Annotated in this window: 16 protein-coding genes; 11 read left to right on the top strand and 5 right to left on the bottom strand. The window is 70.8% G+C overall.

Going from position 1 to position 15,412, the window contains the following annotated elements:
• Nucleotides 1-169 precede the first annotated feature (169 nt).
• Genes OQ02_RS06265 through OQ02_RS06255 form a run of 3 tightly spaced genes read left to right on the top strand, consistent with a single transcriptional unit; the run spans nucleotide 170 to nucleotide 2,123 of the window.
• On the top strand, nucleotides 170-1,039 hold the full coding sequence (locus OQ02_RS06265) for an ABC transporter ATP-binding protein (protein WP_156076914.1): 870 nt from the start codon (nucleotides 170-172) through the stop codon (nucleotides 1,037-1,039).
• The gene (locus tag OQ02_RS06260) at nucleotides 1,036-1,887 is read left to right on the top strand and encodes an ABC transporter permease (RefSeq protein WP_033437277.1); all 852 of its coding nucleotides are present in this window, start codon (nucleotides 1,036-1,038) and stop codon (nucleotides 1,885-1,887) included. Before OQ02_RS06265 ends, OQ02_RS06260 begins: the two co-directional genes overlap by 4 nt.
• Nucleotides 1,884-2,123: a helix-turn-helix transcriptional regulator gene (locus OQ02_RS06255; RefSeq protein ID WP_033437276.1), complete on the top strand. Its 240-nt coding sequence runs from the start codon at nucleotides 1,884-1,886 to the stop codon at nucleotides 2,121-2,123. Before OQ02_RS06260 ends, OQ02_RS06255 begins: the two co-directional genes overlap by 4 nt.
• Before the next feature lie 74 nt (nucleotides 2,124-2,197).
• On the opposite strand, the gene OQ02_RS06250 is transcribed toward OQ02_RS06255, so the two are convergent.
• Both OQ02_RS06250 and OQ02_RS06245 read right to left on the bottom strand, forming a co-directional pair.
• Complete coding sequence (locus OQ02_RS06250) at nucleotides 2,198-3,427, bottom strand: macrolide family glycosyltransferase (protein ID WP_442973576.1); 1,230 nt, start codon at nucleotides 3,425-3,427, stop codon at nucleotides 2,198-2,200.
• Nucleotides 3,428-3,495: 68 nt separating this feature from the next.
• A complete protein-coding gene (locus OQ02_RS06245; protein ID WP_197043225.1) occupies nucleotides 3,496-4,086 on the bottom strand; it encodes a TetR/AcrR family transcriptional regulator in 591 nt (196 codons plus the stop codon).
• A 60-nt stretch (nucleotides 4,087-4,146) separates the two neighbouring features.
• On the opposite strand from OQ02_RS06245, the gene OQ02_RS06240 reads away from it, so the two are divergent.
• The 5 genes from OQ02_RS06240 (at nucleotide 4,147) to OQ02_RS06220 (ending at nucleotide 9,508) form a co-directional block, all read left to right on the top strand.
• Entirely contained in the window at nucleotides 4,147-5,247 is a 1,101-nt protein-coding gene (locus OQ02_RS06240) for an FAD-dependent monooxygenase (RefSeq protein WP_033437274.1), read from the top strand.
• A 200-nt stretch (nucleotides 5,248-5,447) separates the two neighbouring features.
• Nucleotides 5,448-6,614, top strand: a complete 1,167-nt coding sequence (locus OQ02_RS06235; RefSeq protein WP_033437273.1) for a nitric oxide synthase oxygenase — start codon at nucleotides 5,448-5,450, stop codon at nucleotides 6,612-6,614.
• Between the two features lie 103 nt (nucleotides 6,615-6,717).
• Nucleotides 6,718-7,815 carry a Re/Si-specific NAD(P)(+) transhydrogenase subunit alpha gene (locus OQ02_RS06230; RefSeq protein WP_033437272.1) on the top strand — a complete coding sequence of 366 codons (1,098 nt, stop codon included), beginning with the start codon at nucleotides 6,718-6,720 and terminating at the stop codon, nucleotides 7,813-7,815.
• A complete protein-coding gene (locus OQ02_RS06225) occupies nucleotides 7,812-8,144 on the top strand; it encodes a proton-translocating transhydrogenase family protein (RefSeq protein ID WP_033437271.1) in 333 nt (110 codons plus the stop codon). The genes OQ02_RS06230 and OQ02_RS06225 overlap by 4 nt, the downstream gene beginning before the upstream one ends.
• Nucleotides 8,141-9,508: an NAD(P)(+) transhydrogenase (Re/Si-specific) subunit beta gene (locus OQ02_RS06220; protein WP_033437270.1), complete on the top strand. Its 1,368-nt coding sequence runs from the start codon at nucleotides 8,141-8,143 to the stop codon at nucleotides 9,506-9,508. The genes OQ02_RS06225 and OQ02_RS06220 overlap by 4 nt, the downstream gene beginning before the upstream one ends.
• Nucleotides 9,509-9,739: 231 nt before the next feature.
• Here OQ02_RS06220 and OQ02_RS06215 read toward each other — a convergent pair whose 3' ends face one another.
• The 3 genes from OQ02_RS06215 to OQ02_RS06205 all read right to left on the bottom strand — a co-directional run bounded on the left by OQ02_RS06215 (nucleotide 9,740) and on the right by OQ02_RS06205 (nucleotide 14,014).
• Nucleotides 9,740-11,791 carry a diguanylate cyclase domain-containing protein gene (locus tag OQ02_RS06215; RefSeq protein WP_033437269.1) on the bottom strand — a complete coding sequence of 684 codons (2,052 nt, stop codon included), beginning with the start codon at nucleotides 11,789-11,791 and terminating at the stop codon, nucleotides 9,740-9,742.
• Nucleotides 11,792-11,870: 79 nt separating this feature from the next.
• Nucleotides 11,871-12,677 (bottom strand): SAM-dependent methyltransferase, encoded by an 807-nt coding sequence (locus tag OQ02_RS06210; protein WP_033437268.1) that lies wholly within the window; start codon nucleotides 12,675-12,677, stop codon nucleotides 11,871-11,873.
• Nucleotides 12,678-12,685: 8 nt separating this feature from the next.
• Entirely contained in the window at nucleotides 12,686-14,014 is a 1,329-nt protein-coding gene (locus tag OQ02_RS06205; RefSeq protein WP_063747014.1) for an MFS transporter, read from the bottom strand.
• Between the two features lie 53 nt (nucleotides 14,015-14,067).
• Between OQ02_RS06205 and OQ02_RS06200 the strand changes: the two genes are divergently transcribed.
• Genes OQ02_RS06200 through crcB form a run of 3 tightly spaced genes read left to right on the top strand, consistent with a single transcriptional unit; the run spans nucleotide 14,068 to nucleotide 15,408 of the window.
• Nucleotides 14,068-14,505 (top strand): MarR family winged helix-turn-helix transcriptional regulator, encoded by a 438-nt coding sequence (locus tag OQ02_RS06200; RefSeq protein WP_033437267.1) that lies wholly within the window; start codon nucleotides 14,068-14,070, stop codon nucleotides 14,503-14,505.
• The gene (locus OQ02_RS46910) at nucleotides 14,495-15,067 is read left to right on the top strand and encodes a fluoride efflux transporter FluC (RefSeq protein ID WP_081915420.1); all 573 of its coding nucleotides are present in this window, start codon (nucleotides 14,495-14,497) and stop codon (nucleotides 15,065-15,067) included. Before OQ02_RS06200 ends, OQ02_RS46910 begins: the two co-directional genes overlap by 11 nt.
• On the top strand, nucleotides 15,064-15,408 hold the full coding sequence (gene crcB, locus OQ02_RS06190) for a fluoride efflux transporter CrcB (RefSeq protein ID WP_033437266.1): 345 nt from the start codon (nucleotides 15,064-15,066) through the stop codon (nucleotides 15,406-15,408). Before OQ02_RS46910 ends, crcB begins: the two co-directional genes overlap by 4 nt.
• The last annotated feature ends 4 nt before the right edge of the window (nucleotides 15,409-15,412 follow it).

Below are 15,412 nucleotides of genomic sequence, written 5' to 3'. Positions count from 1 at the left end.
CGTTCAGGGACCTCCTTCGCAACGTACAGAAGATTCACGAAGCCGTGAAGTAAATATGGCATCAATGATCGGAGGTAGTACGGCTGATAGCAGATGTGCTACAAAATGACCGAGAACTCTGACAAGGGGGAGGTGAGGGTCCTTGGTCATCGAGGTGCGCGATCTGCGGATGCGCTACGGCACGACGGACGTGCTGCACGGGGTCGACTTCACCGCGGCACCCGGCGAGGTGGTGGCCCTGCTGGGGCCGAACGGCGCGGGCAAGACCACCACGATCGAGATCCTGGAGGGCTTCCGGCTGCCCTCCGACGGCCACGTCCGGGTGCTCGGCGTCGACCCGGCGACGGGTGACGAGGCCTGGCGGGCCAAGCTCGGGGTGGTGCTCCAGTCGTGGCGCGACCACGGCCGCTGGAGGGTGCGCGAGCTGTTGCACCACCTCGGCCGCTACTACACGCCCTACAGCACGCCCCGGCAGTCGCGGCCGTTCGACACCGACGAGCTGATCGAGACGGTCGGCCTGACCGAGCACGCGCACAAGAAGATCGGCAAGCTCTCCGGCGGCCAGCGGCGGCGGCTGGACGTGGCGATCGGCATCGTCGGCAAGCCGGAGCTGCTGTTCCTGGACGAGCCGACCGCCGGTTTCGACCCGCACGCGCGCCGGGACTTCCACGACCTGGTGCACCGGCTGGCCGACCTGGAGGGCATGACGATCCTGCTCACCACGCACGACCTGGCCGAGGCGGAGAAGCTGGCCGACCGCATCCTGGTGCTCGCAGGCGGCCGGATCATCGCCGACGGCAGCCCGGACCAGCTCAGCCGCCAGGTCGCGGGCAAGTCCGAGGTCCGCTGGACGCACGGCGGCCTGCGGCACGTGCACACGGCCGACGACGCGACGGCGTTCGTGCGCGACCTGTTCCGCCAGCACGAGACCGGCATCTCCGAGCTGGAAGTGCGGCGCAGCACGTTGGAGGACACCTACATGGCACTCGTGCAGCGGCACGAGAGCGGGCAGTCGAGGGAGGAGGTGGCGGTCCTGTGAACGCCACGGCGCACGGCATCCGGCTGGGCCTCCACCGAGGGGTGCGCGAGTTCCGCCACTCCCTGGGCAGCGAAGACCAGGTGTACAACCTCGTCGTCTCCATCGCGTTCCTGACCGTGCTGTGGTTCCAGCGGGACTCGGACGTCGAAGCCACCGGCGTCACGCTGGCCGCGCTCACGCTGCCGAGCATGCTCGGCCTGTCCGTCGTGATGGGCGGTCTCGTCGGACCGGCCGGCCAGCTCTCGCTCAACCGCGAGGACGGCACGCTGCTGCGCGCGAAGGCGGTGCCGCACGGCATGGTCGGCTACCTGGTCGGCCGGACCGTGCAGACGTCCCTGGACGTCACGGTCAGCCTGCTGGTGATCCTGGTGCCCGGCCTGTTCCTGGTGAACGTGCTGGCGGACGCGGGCGCGGGCGGACTGCTCGCCCTGCTCGGGGCGCTGGCGCTCGGCATGCTGTCGACCCTGCCGTGGGGCGCGGTCGCCGGGTCGATCACCAAGAGCCCGGGCAGCGCGATGGGCATCACGATGCTGCCGATGATGGGCCTCACGGCGATCTCGGGCATCTTCTACCCGATCACCGCGATGCCCGGCTGGTTGCAGGGCGTGGCCCAGGTGTTCCCGATCTACTGGACCGGCCACGGCACCAGGGCTGCGCTGCTGCCGGACTCGGCCGGGGCGGCGGAGATCGGCGGGTCGTGGCGGATCATGGAGATGATCGGCGTGCTGGGGGTGTGGGCGGTGGTCGGTTTCCTGCTGGCGCCTACGATCCTGCGTCGGATGGCCCGCCGGGAGTCCGGCGCGGAGATGGAGCAGCGCCGTCAGGCGGCGATGCAGAGGGTGCGATGAGCGAAAGCGTCTACAACCGGATCGCGATGCTGCGCGCGGAACGGGGTGTGTCCCGCCGACAGCTGTCCGAGGCGTTGGGCATCCACTACCAGACCGTGGGCTACCTGGAGCGGGGCGAGTACAGCCCGAGCCTGTACCTGGCGCTGCGCATCGCGCAGTACTTCGAGGTGCCGGTGGAGGTCGTCTTCTCGACCGACCCGTTCCCGCGCCTGGGCAGTTCGGAGAGATCCGCGTAGACGAACGGGGGCGGTGCGCGGAGCACCGCCCCCGTCACGCTCACTTCAGGCCCGACTACTTCAGGCCTGACTGATCAACGCCCCGACCGCCGCAACTCGGACTCGATCACGTCGGCCGCCGCCGGCGTGCCACCGGCCGCCCGGATCTCCGCCTTGATCGCGGCGAGCCGTTCGGCCACACCCGGGTCGTCGGCCAGTTCCAGCACGGCGGAGCGCAGCCCTTCCGCGGTGACCTCGTCGCGCGGGACGTGCCTGCCGACGCCGAGGTCCACGAGCCGCATCGCGTTCATGACCTGCTCGCCGATCGCGGGCACGCCGATCATCGGCACGCCGTGGTACAGGCCCTCCATCGAGCCGCCCATGCCGCTGTGCGTGATGAACACCTTGGCGTGGGCCAGGATCGCCAGCTGCGGCACCCACCGGTGCAGCTCGACGTTCGCCGGCGGCTCGCCCAGCTCGGCCGGGTCGACGAACTTGCCGATGTTGATCACGACCTGCCAGTCGAGGTCGCCGAACGCCTCGAAGCACCGGCGGTAGATGCCCGGTTCGTTGGTGTAGGCCGAGCCGAACGACACGAGCAGCACCGGCCGGTCGTCCGCCGGCTCCCAGGTGCCCTGGAACGCGCGGTCGTCCAGGCACGGACCCACGAACGTGTACTTCGGGTGCACGGACCCGCTGTTCGGCTGGAACGACCGCGCGATGCTCACCACCGCCCGATCCGGGTGGCTCACGTACGTCGGCGCCGGGATCGACACGCCCTCGGCCGCCAGCCACTCGTCCAGCTCGGCGTAGAACGCGCGGACCTCGTCGTCGATGAGGTCGCCCATGTCGTCCTCCCAGCCCTCGTACGCGACGAAGGTGGGGGAGAACTGGATCGCCGGCACGCCCCAGCGGTCCGCGAGCAGGCGCGCGGTCCACGCGCCGATGTCGTACACGACGAGGTCCGGCCGGTCGTCCGCGAAAGCGGCCTCCAGCACCGGCAGCACGGCCTTGGCCTCGGTCAGGAACAGGTGCATGGCCGCCGCCATGCCGGCCGGCCACTCCTGGTCGTCGGTGGGCAGCGTGGTCGGGTAGACGACCGGGGTGGCGCCCGCCTGCCGGACGATGTCCGCGAACCCCGGGTCGACGGCGTAGCTGACCCGGTGGCCCCGGTTCACCAGCTCGGTGACGACGGGCAGCGTCGGGTTGACGTGGCCGTGGCCGGGGATGTTGAGAAAAGCGATGTGCGACAAGGGAATCTCCACTGAGCAGAGGGATCGTTCGAAGACCCCGTCACGCGGTGCGCGTGGGGGTTGACGGCTGATCCGAACTCAGAGGTAGAAGACCTGGAATGCCCACATGCGTCCACGATAGCGACGGCCGCGAGTGGTTTTCAGGGACGCGGTCCGAGCACGCCGCGCAACGCCGCGCGCACCGCCTGGGCCAGTTCGGCGCGGCTCTCCGGGGTGCCGGGGGTGGGTGCGCCGAGCGCTCCCGCGCCGACCAGCCGGTCGAACAGCAGGCCGTCGACGAACGCCACCAGCTCACGGCCCTGCCGCTCCGGGTCCTCCGCCCCCGCAGCGGCCAGCATCGCCTTGGCCTGGGCGCGCGGCCGTTCGCCGTGGGCCAGGATGCCGCGCAGCTCGGGGTGGTGGGTGGCCTCGAGCAGGCACGCGTACCGGGCCAGGGTGCGTTCGCGGCCGGTGGTCATCCACTGGTCGAGCACGTGCGCGATGCCCTCGGCGAGCCGGTCCGGGTCGAGCGGGGCGGTCGTGCCGACCTCTTCCACCTCGGCGTTGTCCAGGTCGGCCAGCCGCTGGACCACGCCTTCCACCAGGGCCTTGCGGGTGCGGAAGTAGGCGGAGGTGGAGCCGGTGGGCACGCCCGCCTGGGCGTCCACCGCGCGGTGGGTCAGCCCGCGCATGCCCTTGGTGGCCACCACGTGGATCGCCGCGTCGGCCAGTGCGGCCATGCGCTCCGTCACAGTGCGTCCTCCTTCTACAGCTGTAGAGTACCGGTCATCTACAGCTGTAGAAGGAGTGGGATGAAGGCGGTCGTGGTGGGTGGTGGCCTCGGCGGGGTCACGGCGGCGGTGGCGTTGCACAAGACCGGGTGGGAGGTGTCCGTGCTGGAGCGCGCGCCGGAGTTCGGCGAGGTCGGCGCCGGTGTGGGCGTCATGCCGAACGCGATGCGGGCGTTGGCGGTGCTGGGGTTGGCCGACGACGTGCGGCGGATCGGCACGCCGCGGGTGGCCGGCGGCATCCGCGACCCGAGGGGGCGGTCGTTGACGCGGGTGGACGCGACCCAGCTGGAGCACGTGGTGGCCGTGCACCGCGCGGACCTGCACCGGGTGCTGCGGTCGGCGTTGCCCGAGTCGTGCCTGGTCACCGATGCCGAGGTGCGGTCGGTGGACGACCTCGACGCGGACCTGGTCGTGGCGGCGGACGGCATCCGCAGCCGGATCAGGCAGGCGTTGTTCCCCGACCTGCCCCAGCCGGTGTACGCGGGCACGACGGCGTGGCGGAGCGTGACGAGGGCGGAGTTCCCTGCGGACCTCGAGATCAGCCAGACGCTCGGGCCGGGGACGGAGTTCGGCGTGCTGCCGCTGGGTGACGGGCGGGTGTGCTGGTACGCGGCCACGGTCGCGCCCGCCGGCGGGCGTTCGGACGACGAGTGGGGCGAGGCCCGCCGGCTCGTCGGCGACTGGCACCACCCGATCCCGGCGCTGTTCGACGCGACCCCGCCGGAGACCGTGCTCCGGCACGACATCCACGAGTTGGCGACGCCGCTGCCGACCTTCGTCCGGGGCCGGGTGGCGCTGCTCGGCGACGCCGCCCACGCGATGACGCCATACCTCGGGCAGGGCGCGTGCATGGCGATCGAGGACGCGGTGGTGCTGGCCGCCGCGTGCGCTCGGGCGGACGTGCCGGGCGCGCTCGCCGAGTACGACCGGCAGCGCCGTCCGCGCACCCAGTCGATCGCCAAGGCGTCCAGGGCGCTCGGGCGGGTGGGGCACAAGCTGCGCAACCCGGTGGCGGTGGCACTGCGCGACGCGGCCATGCGGGCGGTGCCCGCGAAGGCGGGGGTTCGCGGGATGGCGAAGTACTTCGGCTGGGTCCCGCCGGAGTTGTCACTCGATAGGTGAAAATGACTTGTGATGTAAATCACAGGTCACCGGCGTGATTCGAGCGGGTAACGATCCAACATCACTCGTTTTCCCAGGATGCGTCACCCTTTCGCTGGATCAAGCGCTCACGATGCGCAATCAACGAGCCGGTGCGCTGCCCCCTTTGTGCCTGAGGCGGCGGTGCAACAACCTCGAAAGGGCAACTACGGTGTGCCGCCATGGCCCCCGTCCCCTTGTGTCCGGCTGAAGCCATCCCCCTGCGCGGGACCCCCAGGTGCGAGAACACCGTCGACCTCGCCGAGGCCGATGACTTCCTCCGCCGGCACCACGCCGAGAACCCCGAACTCGGCCCCGTCGAACACCGCCTCGCCGAGGTGCACGCCGAGGTCGCCGCCACCGGCACGTACCGCCACACACCCGAAGAGCTCACGTTCGGCGCGCGGGTCGCGTGGCGCAACAGCGCGCGCTGCATCGGCCGGCTCTACTGGCGCAGCCTCAAGGTCCGCGACCTGCGCGACCTGCGCGATCCCAAGGAGATCGCGGACGAGTGTGTGGAGCACCTCAAGCTCGCCGCCAACGGCGGCAAGGTCCGCCCGGCGATCACCGTGTTCGCGCCGGACGAGCCCGGTCGGCCCGCGCCGCGGATCCGCAACGAGCAGCTGATCCGCTACGCGGGCTACGTCGGCCCGGACGGCGGCGTGCTGGGCGACCGGCGCAACGTCGAGCTGACCGACCTGGCCGTCGGGATGGGGTGGCGCCCGCCCGCGCGAAGAGGCCCGTTCGACGTGCTCCCGCTGATCGTGGAACGGGAGGACGCCGAACCGTCCATGGTCGAACTGCCGCCGGACGCCGTGCTGGAAGTCCACATCGCGCACCCCGAGCTGCCGTGGCTCGCCGAACTGGGCCTGCGCTGGCACGCCGTGCCCGCGATCAGCAACATGCGGCTGCGGATCGGCGGGATCGACTACCCGGCCGCGCCGTTCAACGGCTGGTACATGGGCACCGAGATCGGCGCCCGGAACTTCGCCGACGCCGACCGGTACGACCTGCTGCCCTACCTGGGCCGGCGGATGGGCCTCGACACGTCGTCGGTGCGGACGCTGTGGAAGGACCGGGTGCTGGTCGAGCTGAACCGCGCGGTGCTCCACTCGTTCTCGGCCGCGGGGGTGACGATCACCGACCACCACACCGAGTCCGACCGCTTCCTCACCCACCTCAAGAAGGAGGAGGAGGCGGGCCGGTCGTGCCCGGCGGACTGGACGTGGATCGTGCCGCCGATGTCGAGCGGCATCACGAGCGTCTTCCACCGGTACTACGACAAGCGCGAACTGGTGCCGAACTTCTTCGCCGGCGATACCGAAGGCGTCTGCCCCGTGATCCACTGAGCCGTCCGTGGAGCACGGCGAGGTCTCAGCAAGACGTACGTACGGGTACTGTTAACGCCCGCCTGTGGCGTAGATCACCTTCGCCGGACTAGGGTGACTCTCCGTGAGAGTGGGCATACCCGTCGAGGCTCGGCCCGCCGAGCGCCGCGTCGCCGGTCTACCGGAAACGGTGACCACGCTGATCGGTGCCGGACTCACGGTGGACGTGCAATCCGGGGCGGGCGCACACGCCCACGCCTCGGATGCCGCCTACCGCGCAGCCGGTGCGAACATCATCACCGACCACCCGGCCGGTCGATCCGATGTGATCGTCTCCGTCCAGCCACCGACCCCCGACCAGGCCGCCGCCCTCCGCGAGGGCGACATCACGATCAGCTTCCTCCAGCCGAACGCCGAGCCGGAGCTGATCGAGGTGCTGAAGGCCAACAAGGTCACCGCGTTCAGCCTCGACCTGCTGCCGCGGGTGACGAGGGCGCAGTCCGTCGACGCCCTGTCCTCCCAGGCACTGGTCGCGGGCTACCGCGCGGTGATCGAGGCGGCCAACCGGCTGCCGAAGTTCCTCCCCATGTTCACCACCGCGGCCGGCACCATCCCGCCGGCCAAGGTGCTCGTCCTCGGCGCCGGCGTCGCCGGTCTCCAGGCCATCGCCACCGCCCGGCGCCTCGGCGCGGTGGTCGAGGCGTACGACATCCGCGCGGCGGCCAAGGACGAGGTCAAGAGCCTCGGCGCGCGGTTCCTCGAACTGGACCTCGAAACGCAGCAGGGCGTCTACGCGGAGGCCCAGTCGGAGACGTTCCTGGAACGGCAGCGCGAGCTGATCGCGGAACGGGTCGCCGCGTCCGACGTGGTCATCTCCACCGCCGCCATCCCCGGCCGCAAGGCGCCGGTGCTGGTCACCACCGACATGCTCAAGGCCATGGCCCCCGGTTCGGTGGTGGTCGACCTGGCCGCCGAGTCCGGCGGCAACGTGACCGCGAGCAGCCCCGGCGAGGACGTCTGGGTCGGCGAGGTGCTGGTGTACGGCGCGAAGAACATGCCCAGCACCATGCCGGTGCACGCCAGCAGGCTGTACGCGCGCAACGTGGCCAACCTGCTGCTGATGATGACCAAGGACGGCGGGGTGGCCCCCGACCTCACCGACGAGGTGCTGTCCGGCTGCTGCCTCACGCACGCGGGCGAGCTGAGGAGGGAGCTGCCGTGATCGACCTGTTGACGATCTTCGTGCTGGCCGTGTTCGTCGGCTTCGAGGTCGTGTCGAAGGTGTCCACCATCCTCCACACGCCGCTGATGTCCGGCGCGAACGCGATCCACGGCGTGATCCTGGTCGGCGCCATCCTCATCACCGGCCGTGCCGAGCACGCGCTGGAGATCGCGCTGGGCCTGGCGGCCGTCTTCCTGGCCACGGTCAACGTGGTGGGCGGCTTCGTCGTGACCGACCGGATGCTGGAGATGTTCAAGGGCCACAAGCCGGTCAAGGCGGCCAAGGCGGTCGAGGCACAGGGCAACGGGCACAAGGAGACCGGGAAATGAGCCCGACCTGGGTCCAACTCGCGTACCTGGCGGCGGCCCTGTGCTTCGTGCTGGCGCTCAAGGGCCTGAGCACGCCGAAGTACGCCCGTGCGGGCAACTTGCTCGGCGCGGCGGGCATGGCGCTCGCCGTGGTCACGGCGTACGTCCACGGCGCGGTCCACAACGAACTGCTGATCCTGCTCGCCGTCGCGGCGGGTGTCGCGGTGGGCATCCCGGCGGCGCGGTCGGTGAAGATGACCGCCATCCCGCAGATGGTGGCGCTGTTCAACGGCGTGGGCGGCGCGGCGGCGGCCCTGGTGGCGTTGACCGAGTTCCTGGAGGTCCCGGACGGCTCGGTGCTGTTCCAGGTCGCCACCGTGCTCACCGTGCTGATCGGCTCGGTCAGCTTCTCCGGCAGCGTGGTCACGTTCCTCAAGCTCCAGGAGATCATGACCACCCGGCCGGTGCTGCTGCCGGCGGGCCAGGCGGTGAGCATCGGCGTGGCGGCGGCGAGCGTGCTGCTGGCGCTGTCCGTCGTGGTCAGCGGGAGCGGCCTGCTGCTGGTGCTGCTGGCGTTGGCGGGTCTCGCGCTGGGCGTGCTGTTCGTGCTGCCGGTGGGCGGCGCGGACGTGCCGATCGCGATCTCGCTGCTCAACGCGTTCACCGGGCTGGCCGTGGCCGCGTCCGGTTACGTGCTGGCCAACACCCTGCTGATCGTCGCGGGCACGCTCGTCGGCGCGTCCGGCACCATCCTGACCCGGCTGATGGCCCAGGCGATGGGCCGGCCGCTGACCAACATCCTGTTCGGCGCGTTCAAACCCACCGCGGCGGCAGCGCAGACCGACGAGCACCGGACCGTGCGCTCCGGCACGGTCGAGGACGTCGCGATCCTGCTCGGCTACGCCCATTCCGTGCTCGTGGTCCCCGGTTACGGGTTGGCCGTGGCGCAGGGCCAGCACGCCGCGCGGGAGCTGGCGGCCGTGCTGGAACAACGCGGCATCACCGTGCACTACGGCATCCACCCGGTGGCCGGCCGGATGCCGGGCCACATGAACGTCCTGCTCGCCGAGGCGGACGTGCCGTACGAGCAGTTGAAGGAGCTGGACGACGTCAACCCGGGGATCGGCAGCGTCGACGTGGTGCTGGTGGTCGGGGCGAACGACGTGGTCAACCCGGGCGCGCGGGACGAGCCGAGCAGCCCCATCTACGGCATGCCGATCTTCGACGTGGACCGGGCGAAGGCCGTGGTGTTCATGAAGCGCTCGATGCGGCCGGGCTTCGCGGGCGTGGACAACAGCCTGCTCTACAACCCGAAGACCACCATGCTGTTCGGCGACGCCAAGGACTCGCTGACCAAGCTGCTAGCCGCCGTAAAACAGGTCTAACCCCGTGAGTCCTACGTTAGGAACGCGTGAGTCCTACGTTCGGAACGCGTGAGTCCTACGTTCGGAACCCCCGAGTTGAACGCTCAGAACGTGAGCGCCCGAGGGTTGCGCCGGCCCGCCGTTCCGAGCGTTGAATTCAGGGGTCCTGAACGTAGGACACGGTGGTTCTGAACGTAGGACACGGGGGTTCTGAAGGTACGACTCACGGGTTCTGAACGTAGGACTCACGGGTTAGAGGAGGTCGTAGGCGGGGCGGGGTGGGGCTAGGTGGTCGCCGAACGCGGCGTCCACCTCGACCTGCGCCCACCACGCCTCGCGGTCCGCGGTCGACAGGTCCGGCACCACCACGGACACCCCGGACGACCGGATCAAACTCACCATCCGGGACATCGCGTCGTGCAGGAACGCCTCGGGCTGCTCGGCGAGCCGGCGCACCACCGACGGGTCGAGCACGAGCGAGTCCACCGGCAGCTCCCCGAGCAGCGACAGCTCCGCCTGCCCACCGTTGAACCGGGTCAGCCCGACTTCGATCCCGTTGTCCCGCAACACCTGCGCGTTGTCCTCTCCGTCCCCGTCGAGCATCGCCCTGGTGTCCAGGAAGATCCGCAACCGGGACGCGGGCAGCCCGGTGTCGTCGAGCGTGCGCTTCACCGTGCGGACCAGGTCCTCGTCACGCGACTGCATCGGCGACAGCTCGAAGTACAGCAGCCCGAGCGAGTCCGACGAGGCCGCGTCACCCGCCGCCTCGTGGAGCGCCCACTGGCCGAGCGCCAGGGACACGCCGGTCGCCTCGGCCAGGTCCAGGCAGTCGTCGTGCCCCAACTCGTCCCAGCGCAGCCGGGCGATGTGCCCGAGCTGCTGCCGACCGGCCAGGTCCAGCACCGGCTGGTACTCGACCTCCACCTCGCCGCCGGCCACCGCGCCGGGCATCCGGGCGGCCCGCGACTGCCGCTCGCGGAACGCCTGGTCGACGTGCCGGTCGTAGGGCAGCCACTGCCGCTTGCCCTTCGCCTTGGCACGCTGGAGGGTCGCGCCGGCCGCGCGCAGCACGTCGGCCGCGTCGGACCCGGACGGCGGTCGGTCCACCACGCCGATGCTCGCCGACAGCGCCACACCGCCGACCATCGGCTGCTCGACCGCCGCCGAGATCCGCTCCACCATCTCCGGCACGGTCGGCGTGTCCGGCGAGTTGTCGATCAGGATGGCGAACTCGTCGCCCCCGATCCGTGCGACCAACGCCTGTTCGTCCGCCACCAGGGCTTCGAGTCGACGGCCGACCTCGGTGAGCAGCCGGTCGCCGACCGCGTGGCCGAGACCGTTGTTCACCACCGAGAACGCGTCCAGGTCCAGGCAGTAGAGCGTGATCCCGTGCCGTGACGCGCTGTGCAGCGACTCCAGCCGGGTGATGAACCGCTGCCGGTTGGACAGGCCGGTGAGCGAGTCGTGCAGCAGCTGGAAGTCGAGGTTCTTCTGCAGCAGGTGCAGTTCGCTGATGTCCTCGACCATGGTCACGTGGTACGCGGGCGCGCCGTCCTCGTCGCGCAGCAACGACACCGCCAGGTGCACCCACACCGGCTCACCGTCGTCACGCAACAACCGCCGCTGCTCGCGGACGCGCTCCACCCGGCCCTCGCCCACCGCCCGGTACGTGGCCACCATGGCCTCCACGTCGGCCGGGTCGAACAGCTCGATCAGCCGCAGACCGGCCAGTGCGGCATGGTCCAGCCCGGTCATCTCGGCCAACGCCCCGTTCGCCCGCACGCACTCGCCGCGCAGGTTCGTGATCGCGATGCCGAACGCGGACGTGTCGAACACCTCGCTGAACTGCGCCTCGCTCGCCTTGAGCACCCGCTCGGTCCGCCGGTTGGCCTCCAGCAGCGCCCGCTTGACGGCTTCCTGCTGGTCGAACGCGTCCAGCCGCATCGAGGTGGCGAAGCTGGTGCTGACGCTGCCCAGGATGGCGACGACCTTCTCCGCCAACTGCGGCACGTCCTGGAGTTCGGGGATGAACAGCAGTGCGCGCCCGAGCACGTCCACGGTGCGGCGCAGCGTCTCCGGCCCCGTGAAGTGCGCCTCGACCAGCCGGTCGCCGACCACCTCGACCGGGTCGACGCTGAACGGCTCGGCCTGGATCGCGTCGGCGATGACGTCGACGAGGTCGAGCAGGTACAGCTCGATCTCGGTCGGCGACATCGGCACGTAGGCGGTCGGGTAGACGGCCCGCATCCAGGTGCGCGCGATCTCCTGCCGCCGGGTGCGGACCGGTGGCGACTGCCCGTTCACGTCCTGCGGCTCACTTCTTCCGGCTCACTTCTTCCGGCACTTCCGGCTCACTTCTCGGTGGCTCAATCCCTGGTGGTGGTCACTTCTTCCGGCCGACCCCGGCGAAGATCCCGGCCCGGTCCGCGTCCTCGTCGACCGAGCCGTCCTCCGGGTGCCACAGCGGCAGCGGGACGACACCGGGTTCGACAAGGTCGAAGCCCTCGAACAAGGCGGTGATCTCGGCGTGGCCGCGCGGGTACATCGGGTTCGCGCTGTTCCTCATCACCGCGACGATCCCGGCCATCTCGTCCGGCTGGAGGTCCGCGGTGAACTGGGACAGCGCCAGGTAGCTGCCCGGCACGACGGCGTCCCGGTACGCGGCCACAACGCCCGCCGGATCGCGTTCCGGCGGCACGAAGTGGAAGACACCGACGGTGAGCACGCCGACCGGTTCGCTGAAGTCGATCAGCCCGGTCCGGCTGACGCCGGCGAGCACCGCGTCCGGGTCGGTCATGTCCTCCTGGAGGACGGCCGACCTGTCGTCGTGCTCCAGGATCATCCGGCTGTGCGCGACGGCGACGTCCTCGTAGTCGACGTACACCACGCGTGACTCGGGCGCCGCCTTCTGCGCGATCTCGTGCACGTTGCCGACGGTCGGGATGCCGGAACCCAGGTCGAGGAACTGTCGCACGCCCGCGTCGGCCAGGTGCAGCACGGCCCGGCGCAGGAACGCGCGGTTGAGCCGGGCGATGGTGCGGGCGTTGGGCTGGGCGAGGAGGAACTTCTCCGCCAGTGCGCGGTCGGCGGCGAAGTTGTGGCCGCCGCCGAGCAGGTAGTCGTAGAGCCGTGCGGCGCTGGGCAGCCTGGTGTCGACGTTGTCCGGGACCCAGCTCACCTGTTCCGCCACCGCACTCCTCACCCGTGTGTGTGCAAGCCCGGGGGTTGGCCCCAGTGGGGCGAGGTTACTGATGCGGATCCTCGCGGGGGCAGGGGGTTGGGCCGCTTGCCCCTGATCGGCGTACACACGGTGAGGAGTGCGATCACGGCGAGTGTTCCGAACGCCACTCTCGGTCCCCAGTGCGCGTGCACGAACAACGGCAGTGCCACGCCGAACGCGGTGCCCAGCGCACGGGCGAGGTTCACCAGGCCACCACCCGATCCGGCGTCACCCCGCGGGAGGGTGCCGAGGATGGTCGCGTTGTTGGCCGGTGTGAACAGCCCGAGCCCGACCCCCAACGCGGCTAGTGCGATCGGGTGAACCTGCCAGGCCAGCGCCGCACAGGCCACTGTGGACAGTGCCGCGCCCGCACGGGGCAGCTTCAACGGCAGCGCCGCGCCGAGCGCGAACCCGACCGGGAGCGCGGTGAGCAGCACGCCGATGTCGAGCGGGCTGCCGCTGGACGTGAACGGCACCAGGACCAGCGGCCCGAACAGCACCAGGTACCCGCAGAACGCGCCGAACAGCCCGCCCTTCACGCGCCGGACCAGCGGTTCGCGCCACACGTAGCCGACGCCCGCCGGCAGCGCGAGCAGCAGGAGGAAAGGGCTCGCGCCGGACAGCACCAGCAGCAACGCGGTGGTGGCCGTGGCGAGCAGGACGACGGCGATCCCGTCCACCGGCCCGGTGCCGCGCTCGTGCGTGCGGGGGAGCAGGAAGTGGCCCGCGACCAGCGCGGCGACGCCGACCGGGACGTTGACCGCGAACACCCACTGCCAGCCGAACGCCTCGACCAGCAGACCGCCGACGGTCGGACCCAGGGCCAGCCCCAACGCCTGCGCGGTGGCCTGCACGCCCAACGCGGTCCGCATCCGTTCGCGCGGCACGGCGGCCACCACCAGCGCCACGCTGTTGGCCTGCAGCATCGCCGCGCCCAGCGCCTGCACGACGCGGAACGCGATCAGCGTCTCCAGGTTGGGCGCCAGCGCGCAGGCCGCCGACGCGCCGGTGAACACGACGAACCCGTAGAGGTAGACGAGCTTGCGCCCGCGTCGGTCCGACCACTTCCCGATGGGCGCGACGAGGGCGGCCAGCGTGAGGAGGTAGGCGAGGGAGACCCACTCGGGTGACGCGCCGAACTCGTCCCGCAATGCGGGCAGGGCGAGTGTGACCACGCTCGCGTCGAACTGCCCGAGGAACGCGCCGAGGCAGACCGTCGCGACCGCGAGCCAGGGCGCCCCTGCCCAGGTGGCGACGCGTCGCGGACGGGGGGATTCCACGACGAGCCGGCGCCACGACCAATTCATCGCTGGCAGACTATCTCGGTGTCCGAGGTAATACCACCCAGTACCATTCGCGCATGTCAGACGAGGCACGCTCGCTCACCGACGTGGTCACGAGGCTCCGCCGGGCGTTGCGCACGAGCATCCGTTCCGATTGGCCGTGGGACGCTCTTCCGATGGCCCAGGTGGAGTTGCTCCAGACGCTCGCCGAGCGACCGCCGATGCGCGTGGGCGACCTCGCGGCGGAACTGCGGCTGGCGCCCAACACGGTCAGCGGCCTCGTCGGCCAGCTGATCGAGGGCGGCCTGGTCGAGCGGGGCGGCGACCCGAGCGACCGGCGCGTGGCCCGGCTCTCGGTGACGCCGCAGGGCCACGAGCAGCTGGCCGTCTGGCAGTCCGCGCACGAGAAGCGCATCGGGTCGGCGCTGGACAAGCTCGACCCGGGTGAACGGGCCGACGTGGTCCGCGCCCTGGCCGCTCTCGACCACCTGGTGGACCACCTGCGTGCACACTGACTCTTCGAGTCCAGAGCCTTCAAGCCCGGAGCCTTCAAGCCCGGAGCCTTCAAGCCCGGAGCCTTCAAGCCCGGAGCCTTCAAGCCCGGAGCCTTCAAGCCCGGAGCCTTCGAGCCCGGAGCCCTCCGGCTGCTCAAGCGCGGACCGGTCACGCCCGGACCACGCGGAGCCGGTCGACCCGGACGTCTCGCTCGACGTCCCGGCGCAACGCCGTGAACTCGGCCCGGCGGTCCTGGCGGCCATCGCGCTCGGCGGAGGGCTCGGTGGCCTCGCCCGGTACGGCCTGTCCTCGGTCATCCCCGGCCCGTGGGGCTTCGTCCTGATCAACGTGCTGGGGAGCGCGCTGATCGGCGTCCTGATGGTGCTGGTGCCCCGGCTGCACCCGCTGGCCCGGCCGTTCCTGGGTGTCGGCGTGCTGGGCGGGTTCACCACCTTCTCGGCATACGCGCTGGACGCCGTGCACCTGGGCGCGTCGGCCTTCCTCTACCTGTTCGGGACCTTGTTCCTGGCGCTGGGCGCCACCTTCGCCGCCATGGCGACGACCAGGAAGGTGTTCGGGTGACGGCACTCCTGGTGTTCGTGGGCGCGGCCATCGGCGCACCGCTGCGCTACCTGACCGACCGCGTCATCCAGTCCTGGCACATGACCCGGTTCCCGTTCGGCACGCTGACGGTGAACGTCGTCGGCTCGTTCGCGCTCGGCTGCGTGGCCGGCACGTCACCGCAGCTGGTGGCGTTCCTCGGCACCGGCCTGTGCGGCGCTCTCACGACCTACAGCACGTTCAGCTTCGAAACCGTCCGGCTGGCCGAGGACGGCGAGCACTGGCAAGCGTTTGCGAACGCCGCGACCAGCATCGCGGCGGGCGTAGCCGCCGCCGCTCTCGGCTACGCCCTCACCCGCTGACGAC

Source organism: Saccharothrix sp. NRRL B-16314 (assembly GCF_000716595.1).
Lineage (GTDB): Bacteria > Actinomycetota > Actinomycetes > Mycobacteriales > Pseudonocardiaceae > Actinosynnema.
Note: the sequence above shows the minus strand (reverse complement) of the source record. Positions and strands in the feature narration are given on the sequence as shown.